The sequence below is a fragment of the Citrobacter amalonaticus genome (assembly GCF_001559075.2).
In the GTDB taxonomy this organism is placed as follows: Bacteria; Pseudomonadota; Gammaproteobacteria; order Enterobacterales; family Enterobacteriaceae; genus Citrobacter_A; species Citrobacter_A amalonaticus_F.
Map to the genome: position 1 here is coordinate 2,227,836 of NZ_CP014015.2, position 16,188 is coordinate 2,244,023.

The 16,188-nt window shown below is 55.1% G+C and carries 11 protein-coding genes and 1 pseudogene; 4 read left to right on the forward strand and 8 right to left on the reverse strand.

Annotation, left to right across the window (positions count from 1 at the left end; translation table 11 throughout):
• Window positions 1-4: 4 nt before the first annotated feature.
• On the forward strand, window positions 5-763 hold the full coding sequence (locus AL479_RS10665) for a DeoR/GlpR family transcriptional regulator (RefSeq protein ID WP_061076068.1): 759 nt from the start codon (window positions 5-7) through the stop codon (window positions 761-763).
• Between the two features lie 49 nt (window positions 764-812).
• On the opposite strand, the gene malT is transcribed toward AL479_RS10665, so the two are convergent.
• Window positions 813-3,518: an HTH-type transcriptional regulator MalT gene (malT, locus tag AL479_RS10670; RefSeq protein ID WP_061076069.1), complete on the reverse strand. Its 2,706-nt coding sequence runs from the start codon at window positions 3,516-3,518 to the stop codon at window positions 813-815.
• Between the two features lie 598 nt (window positions 3,519-4,116).
• Here malT and malP point away from each other — a divergent pair.
• Together malP and malQ are read left to right on the forward strand one after the other, a co-directional pair.
• Complete coding sequence (malP, locus tag AL479_RS10675) at window positions 4,117-6,510, forward strand: maltodextrin phosphorylase (protein ID WP_061076070.1); 2,394 nt, start codon at window positions 4,117-4,119, stop codon at window positions 6,508-6,510.
• A 9-nt stretch (window positions 6,511-6,519) separates the two neighbouring features.
• Window positions 6,520-8,607 (forward strand): 4-alpha-glucanotransferase, encoded by a 2,088-nt coding sequence (gene malQ, locus AL479_RS10680; protein ID WP_061076071.1) that lies wholly within the window; start codon window positions 6,520-6,522, stop codon window positions 8,605-8,607.
• Window positions 8,608-8,646: 39 nt separating this feature from the next.
• Here the strand turns inward: malQ and gntT are convergent, their stop codons facing one another.
• The 3 genes from gntT to gntX form a co-directional block, all read right to left on the reverse strand.
• Entirely contained in the window at window positions 8,647-9,963 is a 1,317-nt protein-coding gene (gntT, locus tag AL479_RS10685; protein WP_042998433.1) for a gluconate transporter, read from the reverse strand.
• A gap of 323 nt (window positions 9,964-10,286) precedes the next feature.
• The gene (gene nfuA, locus AL479_RS10690) at window positions 10,287-10,862 is read right to left on the reverse strand and encodes a Fe-S biogenesis protein NfuA (protein WP_042998432.1); all 576 of its coding nucleotides are present in this window, start codon (window positions 10,860-10,862) and stop codon (window positions 10,287-10,289) included.
• A 58-nt stretch (window positions 10,863-10,920) separates the two neighbouring features.
• Window positions 10,921-11,604, reverse strand: coding sequence for a DNA utilization protein GntX (gntX, locus tag AL479_RS10695; RefSeq protein ID WP_061076072.1), 684 nt, complete (start codon window positions 11,602-11,604; stop codon window positions 10,921-10,923).
• Between the two features lie 37 nt (window positions 11,605-11,641).
• Here gntX and bioH point away from each other — a divergent pair, with 37 nt between their 5' ends.
• Entirely contained in the window at window positions 11,642-12,412 is a 771-nt protein-coding gene (bioH, locus tag AL479_RS10700; RefSeq protein WP_061076073.1) for a pimeloyl-ACP methyl ester esterase BioH, read from the forward strand.
• Between the two features lie 48 nt (window positions 12,413-12,460).
• Here the strand turns inward: bioH and AL479_RS10705 are convergent.
• The 4 genes and pseudogenes from AL479_RS10705 to feoA form a co-directional block, all read right to left on the reverse strand.
• A pseudogene (locus AL479_RS10705) lies at window positions 12,461-12,922 on the reverse strand (Rpn family recombination-promoting nuclease/putative transposase); the annotation flags it as partial.
• A gap of 213 nt (window positions 12,923-13,135) precedes the next feature.
• Window positions 13,136-13,372 (reverse strand): [Fe-S]-dependent transcriptional repressor FeoC, encoded by a 237-nt coding sequence (gene feoC / locus AL479_RS10710; RefSeq protein WP_061076074.1) that lies wholly within the window; start codon window positions 13,370-13,372, stop codon window positions 13,136-13,138.
• A gap of 9 nt (window positions 13,373-13,381) precedes the next feature.
• Complete coding sequence (gene feoB, locus AL479_RS10715) at window positions 13,382-15,703, reverse strand: Fe(2+) transporter permease subunit FeoB (RefSeq protein WP_061076075.1); 2,322 nt, start codon at window positions 15,701-15,703, stop codon at window positions 13,382-13,384.
• 18 nt (window positions 15,704-15,721) lie between these two features.
• On the reverse strand, window positions 15,722-15,949 hold the full coding sequence (feoA, locus tag AL479_RS10720; RefSeq protein WP_012908346.1) for a ferrous iron transporter A: 228 nt from the start codon (window positions 15,947-15,949) through the stop codon (window positions 15,722-15,724).
• Between the last annotated feature and the right edge of the window lie 239 nt (window positions 15,950-16,188).

Here is a 16,188-nt window from a genome sequence, read left to right on the forward strand (position 1 = left end):
AACAATGAAACAAACACAACGACATGATGCAATCATTGAGCTGGTAAAAAAACAGGGATACGTCAGTACTGAAGAGTTGGTGGAGCATTTCTCCGTCAGCCCACAAACGATTCGCCGGGATCTCAACGACCTGGCCGATCAAAACATGATTCTGCGCCATCACGGCGGGGCGGCGCTGCCGTCCAGTTCGGTCAACACGCCGTGGCACGATCGTAAAGCCACGCAGACGGCGGAAAAAGAGCGCATTGCGCGCAAGGTCGCCACGCAGATCCCCAACGGTTCAACGCTGTTTATTGATATCGGGACCACGCCAGAGGCCGTGGCGCACGCGCTGCTCAGCCACAGCAATTTGCGTATCGTGACCAACAACCTCAACGTGGCGAACACGCTGATGGTAAAAGAAGATTTTCGCATTATTCTTGCGGGCGGCGAACTTCGCAGCCGTGACGGCGGCATCATTGGTGAAGCGACGCTCGACTTTATTTCCCAGTTCCGTCTGGATTTCGGCATTCTGGGGATCAGCGGCATCGACAGCGACGGCTCGCTGCTGGAGTTCGACTATCATGAGGTGCGCACCAAGCGCGCGATTATCGAGAATTCCCGCCACGTTATGTTAGTGGTGGATCATTCGAAGTTTGGCCGTAATGCGATGGTGAATATGGGCAGTATCAGCCTGGTGGATGCGGTATATACCGACGTTCTGCCGCCGGCGGGCGTACTCCAGGTGATTACCGATAACCATATTCAACTGGAACTGTGCTAAACCGTTAATGAAGAGACCGCCCGGTCAGCGTGGGTGCAACCGGGCAACATTACACGCCATAACCCATCATTTTCAGCAGCCGCTGTGCGTGTTGTACCGCATCCTGACGGTGCGCCACGCCCAGTTTCTGATACAAATTGCGGATATGCGTCTTGATGGTGGTCGCCGCCACCGCCAGTTCGCCAGCGATTTGCTCGTTGCTGTAGCCGGAGTAGATTAGCCCCAGCACCTGCCATTCGCGCTGCGTCAGCGGGCTGGTGCGGATCAGCTCCGGGACCTCCGGGTGGTTCAGCAGACGTTCAACAAAGCCTTCGTCAAAGTGGGCGTACTTGTGGCGGTGATGTTGGTTGATCTCACGCAGAATGCGCTGCGCGCGGTGCTGGTCCAGTTCCGGCAGCGTATTCAGTTGAATAAGCTGGCGTAGCTGTTGCGCCATCGACTCGCCTTCAATCACGAAATGGCTGATGAATCCGGTGCGGTTGGCTAATTGCAGGGCATCAAGCAGCACGCGCTGCGCGTCATTTTTGCGCCCGGCCTGCCAGTAAAGTTGGTTGAGCAGCAGCAGGTTACGGTTCAGATCGCTCATCAGGCGCAGGCTGCGCGCATTTTCATTCAGCTCTTCGAGTACGATTTCAGCAGGTTCAAATTCGCCCAGCAGAATTTGCGCTCTGGCGATATTACGCCACTGGCCTTGCAGGAAGTGGTTATTGGCAAACTCCGGTTTCGGCGTCTGGCGCAGCCAGTTGGCGGCCGACTTTTTATCGCCGACCATTTGCCAGTAGATTACCCGAACTTTATCGGCGTTTGAGATCCAGTCGCTATGGTAGTGACCGTTGCCCAGCAGATTTTCCAGGCGGTTGAGATGGCTACGGGCATTGTCCAGATCGCCACGGGCCAGCGAGCACTGTACCAGCAACGCCAGGCACTGTAGCTGCTGCTGCGGCTGAAAGGCTGAGAGTACTTCGATACCGCTACGTGCAGAAGCTTCTGATTCGTCCAGTCGTGCCCACGCCCATAGCAGTTGGGCACGAATGCGCACCAGAAATTCATGCATGGGCAACTGTTCCAGATGCTGATCTTTAATCAACTGGAACGCTTTCTCCTGGGTTTCCCAGGCGGCCTGCAAGAATCCCTGGGCAAAGAGGATTTCACTCTGCTGGATCAAGCTCCAGAGCGCGTAGTGCCAGACATCATGATGACGCGCCATCTGTTCGGTCTGCTGCATCAGCGTTAAGGAGCGAGAGAGATCGCCCTTACAGTGCAGCACTTCGCCGTGTACCGAGGTCGCCACAATACGGCTGTAATACAAGGCAATGGGCAATTCATCCAGCGCCAGTTTTGCCAGATGTTCGGCTTCATCGGGATTCCCGTCGTTGATTGCCACCTGAGCGCGGAGCGCGTTAAACTCGGCGTGCAGCGTGCTGTCCATCACGCCCTGAATCTCTTGTTCAGCACGGGCCAGCAGGGTGTTTACTTCGCTGTAGCGATGCTGGCTCTGCATCAGCCAGGCCTGCAACAGCACCAGACGCGGGTTCTCCAGCAGGCTTTCCCACGGCAGCGCTTTTAACGACTCTTCCAGTAGCGCCAGTTCGCTGTGGTTGAACAATCCCCATGCGTGGTTAAGCAAAATATCGCGCAGCATATGCGCATCACCCGCCGCCAGTGCATGGTGGATGGCTTCGCTGGGAAATCCCTGTGCCATCCAGCTCTCTGCGGCGGCACGATGGATATCGGGTAACTCGGTCGCCAGTTCCCACTGACAGCGCTGACGCAGGAAGCTGCCAAACAGCGGGTGATAGCTGAACCACTCGCCAGTATCATCCATCCGCTGCAGGAAAAGTCCCTGCCGCTCGATCTCTTCCAGTCGCATCTGACCGTTTTCTTCGCCGGTCACACGCACAATCAGCGCATCGTTCATCGAACGTAAAACCGCACTTTTCAGCAGGAAGAGACGGGTGCTGACATCGACGCTGTCCAGCACTTCATCGACCAGATAATCCGAGAGATGGCTGGCGTTAATTCCCGCCAGACGGCGAGCCGACTGATGAGCAGAGTGGTTGTTTTGCCGCGCAGAAAGGGCGATGAGCTGCAATGCGGTCGCCCAGCCCGCCACATCGTCACACATCCGACTGCTTTCGGCAGCTTCGATGGGGGAGGACAAGCGGCGGTCAAAAAACTGTTTGGCTTCCTGGTGATTAAAGGCCAGTTGCTGACTGCCTATCTCCAGAAGCTGGTCGCGCACGCGCAGATTGGCAATTCCGAGCTGCGGTAGGTTACGCGACAGCACCACCAGCGTGAGATTTTCAGGCTGGTGACGCAGGAAGAAGCGCATGGACTCATGAATCACCGGATTGGTGATCAGATGGTAATCGTCGATGACCAGATACAGCGGGCGATGCCATTCCGCCAGTTCAATAAAGAGCTGCGCGAAAAGCGAGGTCAGGCTGACATACTGCCGTTTTTGCACCATCACTTCGCTGGTGGCGCAATGACCGTTGGTGGCCTGCTGTACTGCGGCAATCAGATAGCTGGCAAAACGCTCCTGCTGGTTGTCGCCCTCATCCAGTGAGTACCAGCCGAGTTCACTTTTTCCGGCGGCCCATTGTGAAATGAGCGTCGTCTTCCCATAACCTGCAGGACTTGTGATCAGGGCCAGTCTGTAATTGTTCGCGCCGGAAAGTTTAGCCAACAGGCGCTCACGAACCACCGTATGGTCGAGTCGAACCGGACGACTTAGTTTAGACGGAATCAACATAGTTAACACTTCACTGTGGAAAATGGGGGACTGCGATTTTTTTTGCGCTTCGTAATTAATAGATATAAGGTCGGCCAGAAAGCACCTTATTGCAAGTTAAGAGGCCGTTTTGTGTTTCTGAATTTGCACTCTGTCACAAATCTTTATAACTATGACAGAAACCGCTTTCAATCACGCGCAAGGCGCAAACTGACTGGGTTGGCGGGGAAATTCTACAGTGTGAAATATGGCCATTTTATCCCGATGGTCTTTGCTTTTATTAGCGAAACTGGCCCTCTAACGTGACAGAAACTTAATTTCAATGCGATTATTCCGACCGCCTTTTGATATTTCAGGTTAGAAACGGTTTCTCAATTAACATATACCTGATGAGTGCCTTCTGAATTTTTGTCATTGTCCGGCGCTACCCTTGTCTTCAGCGTGGTGAATTTGCCACCAATCCTCATCCTGTACGCTACCTTTAAGTGGCGGCGATCACACTTTTACGCTCATCCCCACTACTCCTCCCCGCCTAATCCAGAGTGGGATGAGGAAGGTCAACATTGAGCCTGGCAAACTAGCGATAACGTTGTTTTTTACCAAAGGACCCGGAATTCCTATGTCACAGCCTACCTTCAATCAAGAGCAATTTCAGGCAGCCCTGACACGTCAGTGGCAGCGTTTCGGTTTACTGTCAGCTCACGAGATGACGTCCCGTCAATGGTGGCACGCCGTCAGCGGCGCGCTGGCGGAACTCCTCAGTGCACAACCTGTGGCGAAACCGGCGAAAAATCAGCGCCATGTGAACTACATCTCTATGGAGTTCCTGATTGGTCGTCTTACGGGGAATAACCTGCTTAACCTGGGCTGGTATCAGGCAGTGAGTGATGCGCTGAAAGCGCACAGCATCAACCTGACCGATCTGCTGGAAGAAGAGACCGACCCGGCGTTGGGCAACGGCGGATTAGGTCGTCTTGCCGCCTGCTTCCTGGACTCAATGGCGACCGTGGGGCAATCTGCCACCGGTTATGGTCTGAATTATCAGTACGGTCTGTTCCGTCAGTCCTTTGCCGACGGTCAGCAAAGGGAAGCGCCGGATGACTGGCATCGTGGTAGCTACCCGTGGTTCCGTCATAACGAGCAGCTTGACGTGCAGGTAGGGATTGGCGGTAAGGTGACAAAAGACGGTCACTGGGAACCCGGCTTTGTGATTACCGGGCAGGCGTGGGATCTGCCGGTGCTGGGCTACCGTAACGGCGTGGCGCAACCGCTGCGTCTGTGGCAGGCCACGCATGCTCATCCGTTTAACCTGACCAAATTTAATGACGGCGATTTCCTGCGTGCAGAACAGCAGGGGATTGACGCCGATAAACTGACCAAAGTGCTTTACCCGAACGACAACCACACGGCGGGTAAGAAGCTGCGTCTGATGCAGCAATACTTCCAGTGCGCCTGTTCAGTGGCCGATATTCTGCGTCGTCATCATCTGGCTGGCCGCAAACTGCATGAGCTGGCGGATTACGAAGTCATTCAACTGAACGATACCCATCCGACAATTGCGATTCCGGAACTGCTGCGTGTGCTGCTTGACGAGCATCAGATGAGCTGGGACGACGCCTGGGCGATCACCAGTAAAACCTTCGCCTATACCAACCATACCCTGATGCCTGAAGCGCTGGAGTGCTGGGATGAGAAGCTGGTGAAAGCGCTACTGCCGCGTCATATGCAGCTCATCAAAGAGATTAACGATCGCTTTAAGACGCTGGTCGATAAAACCTGGCCTGGCGACAAGCAGGTTTGGGCAAAGCTGGCGGTGGTTCACGACAAACAGGTGCGCATGGCGAACATGTGTGTGGTCAGTGGCTTTGCGGTTAACGGCGTTGCCGCGCTGCACTCCGACCTGGTGGTGAAAGATCTGTTCCCGGAATATCACCAACTGTGGCCGAACAAGTTCCATAACGTGACCAATGGCATCACGCCGCGTCGCTGGATCAAGCAGTGCAACCCGGAACTGGCCGCATTGTTTGATAAAACGCTGAAGAAAGAGTGGGCGAACGATCTCGATCGGTTGATCAACCTTGAGAAGTACGCCGACGATGCCAAATTCCGCAAGACCTGGCGTGATATCAAGCAGGCAAATAAGGTGCGCCTGGCTGAGTTTGTGAAGGTTCGTACCGGAATTGAGATTAACCCGCAGGCGATTTTCGATATTCAGATTAAGCGTCTGCACGAATACAAACGTCAGCACCTGAACCTGCTGCATATCCTGGCGTTGTATAAAGAGATTCGCGAAAACCCGCAGGCAGACCGCGTACCGCGCGTGTTCCTGTTTGGCGCGAAGGCGGCACCGGGTTACTACCTGGCGAAAAACATCATCTTTGCCATTAACAAGGTGGCGGAAACCATCAACAACGACCCGAAGGTTGGCGACAAGCTGAAAGTGGTGTTCCTGCCGGATTACTGCGTGTCAGCGGCAGAAATGCTGATTCCGGCGGCGGATATCTCCGAGCAGATCTCCACGGCGGGGAAAGAGGCTTCCGGAACCGGCAACATGAAGCTGGCGTTAAACGGCGCACTGACGGTCGGCACCCTGGACGGCGCGAACGTGGAAATCGCCGAGAAAGTGGGTGACGAGAATATCTTTATCTTTGGCCATACCGTGGAACAGGTGAAGGCGCTGAAAGCCAAAGGCTACGATCCGCTGAAATGGCGCAAAAAGGATAAAGTGCTCGATGCCGTGCTGAAAGAGCTGGAGAGCGGGAAGTTAAGCGCAGGCGATAAGCATGCTTTTGATCAGATGCTGCACAGCATAGGCAAACAGGGTGGCGATCCGTATCTGGTGATGGCGGACTTTGCGGCCTACGTTGAGGCGCAGAAACAGGTGGATGTGTTGTATCGTGACCAGGAGGCCTGGACGCGTGCGGCGATCCTGAACTCCGCGCGCTGCGGCATGTTCAGCTCGGATCGCTCCATTCGCGATTATCAGACCCGAATCTGGCAGGCGAAACGCTAAGGAAGCGCGATGGATAACAAACGTCTGGATAATGCCGCGCTGGCGGCGGGGATCAGTCCCGATTATATCAATGCCCACGGCAAGCCGCAGTCAATTGGTGCCGAAACCAAGCGACGTTTGTTGGATGCTATGCACCGTACCGCTGCCGCCGCAAAGGTGGCGGTCACGGCGGTGCCGAATGTGATGGTCTACACCGCAGGCAAAAAGATGTCGCTGGCGGTAGAGGGACACGGTGAATTCAACTGGCTGTTGACCACCGAAGAGGGGGCGCAGTTTAAGGGGCACGCCACCGGCGGAAAATCCTTTACTCTGCCGACAAAGCTGCCGCTGGGTTATCACACGTTGACCCTGACGCAGGATGAACAGCGCCACCATTGCCGCATCATCGTAGCGCCAAAACGCTGCTACGAGCCGCAGGCGCTGCTGAATGGGCAGAAACTCTGGGGCGCCTGCGTGCAGCTGTATACGCTGCGTTCAGCGCGTAACTGGGGGATTGGTGACTTTGGCGATCTGAAATCGATGCTGGTGGATGTGGCGAAACGTGGGGGCGCGTTTATCGGCCTCAACCCGATCCACGCGCTCTATCCGGCAAACCCGGAGAGCGCCAGCCCATACAGCCCGTCTTCGCGCCGCTGGCTGAACGTCATTTATATCGACGTGAACGCGGTAGATGATTTTCGCCTGAGTAAAGAGGCGCAGGCCTGGTGGCAGAAGCCCGCCACGCAAAAGGCGCTGCAACAGGCGCGCGACGCAGAATGGGTTGATTATACCACCGTTACCGCGCTGAAAATGACGGCGCTGCGCATGGCGTGGAAAGGATTTGCCGCGCGCGACGATGAACAGATGGCGGCGTTCCGGGCGTTCGTGGCTCAGGAAGGCGATAGTCTGTACTGGCAGGCGGCGTTTGATGCGCTGCATGCCCATCAGGTGAAAGAGGACGAACTGCGCTGGGGTTGGCCAGTCTGGCCAAAAGCTTACCAGTCGATCGATTCATCCGCGGTGAAAACATTCTGTCATGAACATCGTGATGAGGTGGATTTCTGGCTCTGGCTGCAGTGGCTGGCATATACCCAGTTTGCCGCCTGCTGGGAGACCAGTCAGGGCTTTACGATGCCAATTGGCCTGTATCGCGATCTGGCGGTGGGCGTGGCGGAAGGTGGGTCGGAAACCTGGTGCGATCGCGAGCTGTATTGCCTGAAAGCCTCTGTTGGCGCACCGCCGGATATCCTCGGCCCGCTTGGACAGAACTGGGGCCTGCCGCCGATGGATCCGCATATCATTACGGCGCGCGCCTACGAGCCGTTTATCGAACTCCTGCGGGCGAATATGCAAAACTGCGGCGCGCTGCGTATCGATCATGTCATGTCGATGCTGCGTTTGTGGTGGATCCCCTACGGTGAAACCGCCGACCACGGCGCCTATGTTCACTATCCGGTCGATGACCTGTTGTCGATTCTGGCGCTGGAAAGTCAGCGTCATCATTGCATGGTGATTGGTGAAGACCTGGGGACCGTTCCGGTGGAGATTGTCGGCAAGCTGCGAACCAGCGGCGTGTACTCTTACAAAGTACTCTATTTCGAGAACGACCATGAGAAAAACTACCGTGCGCCGAAAGCGTATCCGGAACAATCAATGGCTGTCGCGACGACGCATGATCTTCCTACGCTCAAAGGCTATTGGGACAGCGGCGACCTGACGCTCGGCAAAGCGCTGGGACTGTATCCTGATGAAGTGGTCTTGCGCGGACTGTATCAGGATCGTGAACGGGCGAAACAGGGGCTATTAGATGCGCTGCACAAGTACGGTTGCCTGCCAAAACGTGCCGGGCATAAGGCCTCGCTGATGGCGATGACGCCGACGCTTAATCGCGCGATGCAGCGTTATATCGCCGACAGCAACAGTGCGTTATTAGGATTACAGCCGGAAGACTGGCTGGATATGGCGGAACCGGTCAACATTCCGGGGACCAGTTCACAGTATAAAAACTGGCGTCGTAAGCTCTCCACGACCCTTGAAGCGATGTTTGCCGATGAAAGGGTGAACAAGCTGATTAAGGATCTGGATAAGCGGCGAAAAGCGGCAGCGAAGAAGACGTGAAAATAAAGAACCCGCCAGCTGGCGGGTTCTTTTTTCGCATTAAACCACCGTTCCCAGTAGCAGACAGCCAATCAGGCCGCAGACAGAGATAATGGTTTCCAGCATTGACCAGGACTTGATGGTCTCGCCGATGGTCAGGTTAAAGTACTCTTTGAACAGCCAGAAGCCCGGATCGTTCACGTGAGAGAAGATGACGCTACCGGAACCGACGGCGATAACCATCAGCTCAGGGCTGACGCCGGTGGTCGCGATCAGCGGAGCGACAATCCCACCCGCCGTAATAGCGGCAACGGTAGCAGAACCCAGCGCGATACGCAGAACGGCGGCGATCGACCATGCCATCAGCAGCGGAGAGATATTGGTTTCGTGCATCATGGACGCAATGTATTTGTCCACGCCGCTGTCGACCAACACCTGCTTGAACGCACCGCCACCGCCGATGATCAACAGCATCATCGCGATAATTTTGATGGAAGAGGTCAGCGTATCGTTAATCTGATCCATTGAACGGCCACGGTTCAGACCGAAGGTGAACAGGGCGATCAGTACTGCAATCAGGGTTGCCATCACCGGATCACCAAAGAACTCGGCAACAGGCAGGAAGGCATGGCCTTTGGGCAGGATCATCTCTGCAATGGCGCGCATCGCCATCAGCACCACCGGAACCAGTGAGGTCCAGACGCTGACGCCAAAGCTCGGCATCTCTTCTTCCGTGAAGGTTTTTGCGCTGTACAGACCTTCCGGGATCGGCTTATCAATGCCTTTCAGGCAGCGAGCGAAGACCGGACCCGCCAGAATGACGGTCGGGATTGCCAGAATCGTACCGAACAGCAGGGTTTTACCCATGTCAGCATGGAAAATGGTGGCGATAGCGGTCGGGCCCGGGTGCGGCGGCAGGAAGCCGTGCGTTACGGAGAGCGCCGCAGCCATTGGAACACCGACATACAGCAGCGGGATGTTAGCCGCGGCGGCAATGGTGAACACCAGCGGCAGCATCAGCACAAAGCCCACTTCATAGAACAGAGCAAAACCGACGGTGAAACCGGTTAATACCACGGCCCACTGAATGTGTTTTTTACCAAATTTCGCAATCAGCGTGGTGGCGATACGTTGCGCACCCCCGCAGTCTGCCAGCATTTTGCCGAGCATGGCGCCAAAGCCCATGATCAGGGCAAGACTTCCCAGGGTGCCGCCGACGCCAGCTTTGATGGAACCAATGACTTTATCCAGCGGCATTCCTTGCATCAATCCAACCGCAAGCGCCACCAGGACGAGGGCGATGAAGCCGTTCATTTTGAAGCGGATCATCAGGAGTAATAACAAAATTACACCGATAGCAACGATGACTAATGGCATGATTTACCTGGCCTTTCAATTTGTTATGGGTAACGTCAACGTTTTGACGACAAACTACGTTTGTCCCAACCGGGAACAGAGACGTAACGGCACCTCGACGGATTACCCTTAAAACTATCTAGTTTAGTCGGATGTGATGTGTGTGTTTGGTGCCCATATGAATGATACGGGTAACATAGGGTGATTGAGAATCACCCCGGCAGGCAAAATTTAAATTATGCGAGGCAGGTCAAATTATCGAAGAGGATGTTGCAGAAGACGCAAAGAGGGGGCGGTGTGCCCGATAAGCGCAAACGCCATCGGGCATTACTCGAGCAGCGAACTTAGTAGTAGGAGTGTTCGCCGCGCTGGTGTTCGGTCAGGTCGCGAACGCCTTTCAGTTCCGGGAACTCGTTCAGCAGCTGCTTCTCGATCCCTTCTTTCAGGGTTACATCGACCATGGAACAGCCGTTACAACCGCCGCCAAACTGCAGAATGGCGTAGCCTTCGTCGGTGATCTCCATCAGAGAGACACGACCACCGTGACCGGCAAGCTGCGGGTTGATTTGCGACTGGAGCATATACTCCACGCGCTCCATCAGCGGCGCATCGTCAGCCACTTTACGCATTTTCGCGTTCGGCGCTTTCAGCGTCAGTTGGGAACCCAGTTGATCGGTCACGAAATCGATCTCAGCGTCTTCCAGATAGGGCGCGCTCAGCTCATCAACATAAGCGGTCAGCAGGTCAAATTTCAGGGCGGTGTCGGTTGCTTCCACGGCGTCCGGCGGACAATAAGAAACGCCACATTCAGCGTTAGGCGTACCGGGATTAATCACAAATACACGGATTTGTGTCCCTTCTTCCTGATTTGCCAGCAGTTTGGCAAAGTGCGCTTGAGCAGCATCGGAAATACGGATCATAGTAATGGCCTAATAGTTGACTATTTTAGTTGGTTATAATACGCCCATCATCGAGGCTCTACAAGGTTCGACACAGGCACCATACCTGGACAGTCGCCGCGCCGTTGCGTAAAAGCAACTGCGCGATCTCCGCGACGGTACTCCCGGTCGTGATGACATCATCCACAACAACCATATGGAGTCCCTTTACCGGCAATTCAAGGCGAAAGGCATTTTTCAGGTTACGCTTGCGCAATCGGGCGCTGAGATGGTGCTGAGTGGCGGTAGGGCGAATGCGCGTAACGCTTCGACTGTCCCAGGGACAGCGCAGCCAACGGGACAGCGACTGGCATAACAGATCGCTCTGATTAAACCCTCTGCGCCAATGGCGGCGCTGCCAGAGAGGAACGCTAATCAGCCTGTCCGGCAGGGTCAGTCCGGTCTGACGATGTGCCTGCAACACCTCCAGCAGCAAAACGCGCGACAGCGCGGGGGCGATGTCGCTGCGCCGGGAAAACTTAAGTTGATGAATAAGCGTGCTGAGCGGCGGGGCATAATCGCTGACGGCAATCAGTCGCTGCCAGGGCGGCGGTTTTTGCAGGCAGCGACCGCAGGCCATTGTGGGATGCGCGGAGGGGAGTCCGCATCGTGGACAGAGCGATACGTGCCGACGCGTAGCGCGTTCGCAGACAGAACAGATCCCCCAACGACTCAGCGTCAGCGGCATTCGGCATAGCCAGCATAATCCCGGTACTGTTAGCATAGGTTCATCCTTGTTGGCGAAAAGAGAACAGTAACTGATGAATGACATCTGGTGGCAGACCCGTGGAGAGGGAAATTGTCATCTTGTGCTGCTGCACGGATGGGGACTTAACGCCGAAGTGTGGAATTGCATTAGCGAGGAACTGAGCTCGCATTTCACGCTGCATCTGGTCGATTTACCAGGCTTTGGTCGCAGCCAGGGTTTTGGGGCTATGGCACTTGAGGAAATGGCGGAGCGCGTGTTGCAACAGGCGCCAGAGAACGCTATCTGGCTCGGCTGGAGTCTTGGCGGATTGGTAGCAAGTCAGGTGGCATTAACCCATCCCGAACGCGTTCAGGCGCTGGTAACCGTGGCGTCATCACCCTGTTTCAGCGCACATGACGCATGGCCGGGGATTAAGCCAGATGTCCTGGCGGGATTCCAACAGCAGCTCAGCGAAGACTTCCAGCGGACGGTGGAGCGCTTTCTGGCATTGCAAACGATGGGGACGGAAACAGCGCGTCAGGATGCCCGCGCGCTGAAGAAAACCGTGCTGGCGCTGCCGATGCCGCCGGTAGATGTGCTTAACGGTGGGCTGGAGATCCTCAGGACGGTTGATCTGCGTGAGTCACTGTCATCGTTAACATTACCGTTCCTGCGTTTGTATGGCTATCTGGACGGGTTGGTTCCCCGCAAGGTGGTGCCACTGCTTGATGCACTATGGCCAGAGAGCGAATCGCTGATCTTTGCCAGGGCGGCGCATGCCCCGTTTATTTCGCATCCTGATGCGTTTTGTCAGGCGCTGGTGGCGCTGAAGCAGAGGCTGTAACGCGAAAAGAAGCGCCCGGGAAGGGGAAAGAACCTTCCGGGCCTGAGATTAATGGTTTAGCGTGATGACGTCATCGGCGGTAAGCCCGGTGATTCTGAGGATGGTCTGGCGGTCAATGCCGTCAGCCAGCATGCTGGCGGCGATGCGCAGTGCTTCCTCACGTTTACCCTGCTGCAAACCCTTTTCCATCCCCTCTTCCTTACCCCTTTCCAGTCCTTCCTGTAATCCACTGACATGGCCCTCCTGAAGACCACGGTGATGCCCTTCCTGACGTAATCTTTCGGCGATAGTCATCAATCTCTCCTTGTGCTTGGGTAATCGGTCGGCCATGCCATGAATAAAATCGCGAAAGCGATCGGTGTCGCCCGCCTGCAACAGATAATTAAACAGAGCTTTTAGTTGGTTGTCATTAGCGTGTCCTGTAATAAGCAGGGTCGCCAGTTTTTCCACTAACCCCAGTAGATCCCGCTTGCGGATATGCTTTTGCACCAGTTCGAGGAGTGCCATGCGGTGTCGCGCTGGAGGCTGTACTCATGGCGATCCCTCACCGGAATAAAAGATGGCGTGACTTTAGCGGGCAGGAGGCGGGAAAGCATCTCCCTGTTGTTAACGGTGCGAAGAGGGCGGGAGGAAATCGTGGCCTTGCAGAAAGTGATTGAGTGTTGTGGAACCGGGCACGCAAAATACCGGATGGCGGCGTTTATCCCACCATCCGGTATCAACCTAGCGTAACGCCCACCATTCACGCAGGCAGGCTTTGCCTTCCGGGCAACTTTTGCAGCTTCCGGAGAGACAGCCGTCAGGCTCTTCCTGAATTCGCATGGCTTTACCCATCATTTCCAGTTGATTGAGCATGGCGTCGATCATCGGCTGCGGCGTATGCAATGTATGGCTAATTTGCGCGGCCTCCATGCGCCCCCGCAGGGCCAGTAAATCGCGAACCTGGATTAGCGAAGCCATCGTGACACCTTAGTGGCAATCGCCGGTGGTTGTACTGGCGCAGCAGTCGCTGGCGTTTTTCCGCGTGGCCAGCAGATTGACATCCACCCGGCTACGCGCCCGACGTAGCAGTCCCAGCACCACAACGTTAAACAGGATCACGGCCAGGATGCAGACCAGACTGTAGCGTGGATGCTCACTGTAGCTGGCAACCTGGTAGAACAGGGTTGACAACGAGTAGGCAATGTTCAGGCCCCACAGAATGGAGAAGCCCATCCAGCCGCGGCTCGATTCACGGGCAATTGCCCCCATTACCGAGATGCACGGAACGTACAGCAGGACGAAAATCAGGTAACTGTAGGCAGCCGCCGCGCTGCCAAATTTCGCATCCATGACGCCCATAGCGCCGGTCGCCATTTCTCCGTCGCCTTTGCTGGCTTCAATAGGGTTCGCCAGTACGCTCAGGCTGAAGGTGTCTTTCAGGCTCTGCCAGGTTTCATCCAGCGCGCTCAGCAACTCATCGCCAAGATGAAATTCAGCCGGATTAAATTCCTCATCCTGAATGTTTTCTGCGGTATAGAGCGTGTTGAGCGTACCAACCACTACTTCTTTCGCCATCGCGCCCGTGAACAGCCCGACCGTTGCCTGCCAGTTGTCTTCGTGAACGCCAATCGGTTTGAAGATGGGGGTGATGACGCGACTGACGGAGGCCAGCGCCGAATCGTTGATGTTATCGACAATCTTGCCGCTGAGCGAAAAGCTGTTAAACGCGCTCAGGAAGATGCTGACAATGACGATCACTTTACCGGCGCGCAGCACAAATCCTTTCAGCCGCTGCCAGGTCTGGATGATCAGGCTCTTGATATGCGGGACGTGATAAACCGGAAGCTCCATAACAAACGGAGAGGCTTCGCCACGCATGATCGTGTGTTTGAGCATCAGACCGGTCAGTACTGCCATCACAATGCCCAGCACATACAGGGAGAACACCGCCAGCGCGCCGTTCTGCCCGAAGAAAGCCGCAGCAAACACGGCGAAAATCGCCAGTCGCGCCCCACAGGACATGAACGGTGCCATCATGATGGTCATCAGACGCTCGCGTGGCGCATCCAGGGTACGGGCCCCCATCACCGACGGTACGTTGCAGCCAAAGCCGACAATCAGCGGGACGAATGATTTGCCCGGCAGTCCCAGCGCCTGCATCAGACGGTCCATCACAAACGCTGCGCGCGCCATGTAACCGGAGTCTTCGAGGAACGAGAGGAACAGGTACATCATGCCGATCTGCGGAACCAGCGGCAGAACAGTGTTAATCCCGCCGCCAAGCCCTTGTGCGAGGAAGATGGTCAGCCAGTCCGGGAAGTTAAGGGTATAGCCGATCCACTGGATACCGTGAATAAAGATCGCCACAGAGCCAGCATCAAAAATCGGGGCCAGCGCGCCGCCAATGTTAATGGCGAGCAGGAACATCAGGTACATCACAAACAGGAAGATCGGCAGACCGAGAAAACGGTTGAGGATGATTTTATCCACCGCTGTTGTAAAGCGGCTGGGCTCTGCCGTCAGGGTGTTGCTCACCACGTCGCAGATCGCCGCAATGCACTGGTAACGCGCATCGGCGATATGCAGTGCCGGATCGTCCATCTCGTCGCTCAGATGCGCCAGTGAAATCTCCAGCTGCGCAGCGGCGTCACCAGCGTATGCCCGGCTGTAGATATCCCCTTCCAGCATTTGCAGGCCGAGCCAGCGGCGTTGTTGTACCGGCATTTCTTTTGCCATTGCGTTTGCCAGTTTATCGGCCTCACGCAGCAGCGGCTGGGCGTAATGCACCAGTTCGACGTTTTCATTCTTGCTGTGGCGGTCAATCGCCAGCTTCAGCGCTTCGATACCGCGTCCACGAGTGGAAACCAGCGGGACGACCGGGCAGCCAAGGCGGGTTGAAAGGGCGTCGATATCAATACGGATTTTCTGTTTTTCCGCAATGTCGAGCATGTTGAGCGCGACAATGCACGGAATGCCCAGCTCAAGCAGTTGCAGCGTCAGATAGAGGTTACGCTCAAGATTTGAGGCATCTACCACGTTAATTAACAGGTCGGCGTCGCCGCTCAGAATATAGTGGCAGGCAATCTGCTCATCCAGAGAGGTTTGCGAAGAGATGGTAGTGAGCGAATACGTGCCGGGCAGATCGACCAGCGTGACCTGATGATCCGTGGTCGTGAATTGTCCCTCTTTACGTTCTACGGTGACCCCGGCCCAGTTGCCTACGCGCTGGCGCGCACCGGTCAGTTGGTTAAATAGGGTCGTCTTGCCGGAATTTGGATTACCAATTAAACCAATGGTTAATTTTTTCATCGTTATTGACTCACTGTATTAACAGGAAACCGCTTCCACTTCTAATAATGCCAGGTCTTTTTTACGCAATACCAGACTAACGCGACGCGTTTCAATATGAACAGGATCGCCTAAGGGGGCGACGCGCACCACGTTAAATGAGGAACCCGGGAGCATGCCGAGGGAAAGCAGTTTCTGACGGTATGCAGGACTTATTTCACGGGCAAAACCGGTAATTTTCCACGCAGTATCTGGAGTAAATTGCATAAGAGCCTACTTATTTCTCGCTAACTGGATGTTTACCTCATGGGGCAAAGGGGCGCGGCATGAGACCAGATGATTAGCCAACGAAGGAAAGACTAAATATTCTACAATACAATGATAATGAGAATGGTTTTTATCTTCAACCGATTAAATGTGACGGAATGTTGGTTTGAATAATAATCTGCGTCATTTTTGATATGGCTCAAAAATAATAACCAGCAGGTAAAATGATTTGAATTCTT

Bases quoted from the DNA above. Each gene is read 5' to 3' on its own strand.
- nfuA (WP_042998432.1), bottom strand. From the start codon at position 10,862: ATGATCCGTATTTCCGATGCTGCTCAAGCGCACTTTGCCAAACTGCTG.
- gntT (WP_042998433.1), bottom strand. From the start codon at position 9,963: ATGCCATTAGTCATCGTTGCTATCGGTGTAATTTTGTTATTACTCCTG.
- feoC (WP_061076074.1), bottom strand. From the start codon at position 13,372: ATGGCTTCGCTAATCCAGGTTCGCGATTTACTGGCCCTGCGGGGGCGC.
- feoB (WP_061076075.1), bottom strand. From the start codon at position 15,703: ATGAAAAAATTAACCATTGGTTTAATTGGTAATCCAAATTCCGGCAAG.
- AL479_RS10665 (WP_061076068.1), top strand. From the start codon at position 5: ATGAAACAAACACAACGACATGATGCAATCATTGAGCTGGTAAAAAAA.
- malT (WP_061076069.1), bottom strand. From the start codon at position 3,518: ATGTTGATTCCGTCTAAACTAAGTCGTCCGGTTCGACTCGACCATACG.
- feoA (WP_012908346.1), bottom strand. From the start codon at position 15,949: ATGCAATTTACTCCAGATACTGCGTGGAAAATTACCGGTTTTGCCCGT.
- malP (WP_061076070.1), top strand. From the start codon at position 4,117: ATGTCACAGCCTACCTTCAATCAAGAGCAATTTCAGGCAGCCCTGACA.
- gntX (WP_061076072.1), bottom strand. From the start codon at position 11,604: ATGCTAACAGTACCGGGATTATGCTGGCTATGCCGAATGCCGCTGACG.
- malQ (WP_061076071.1), top strand. From the start codon at position 6,520: ATGGATAACAAACGTCTGGATAATGCCGCGCTGGCGGCGGGGATCAGT.
- bioH (WP_061076073.1), top strand. From the start codon at position 11,642: ATGAATGACATCTGGTGGCAGACCCGTGGAGAGGGAAATTGTCATCTT.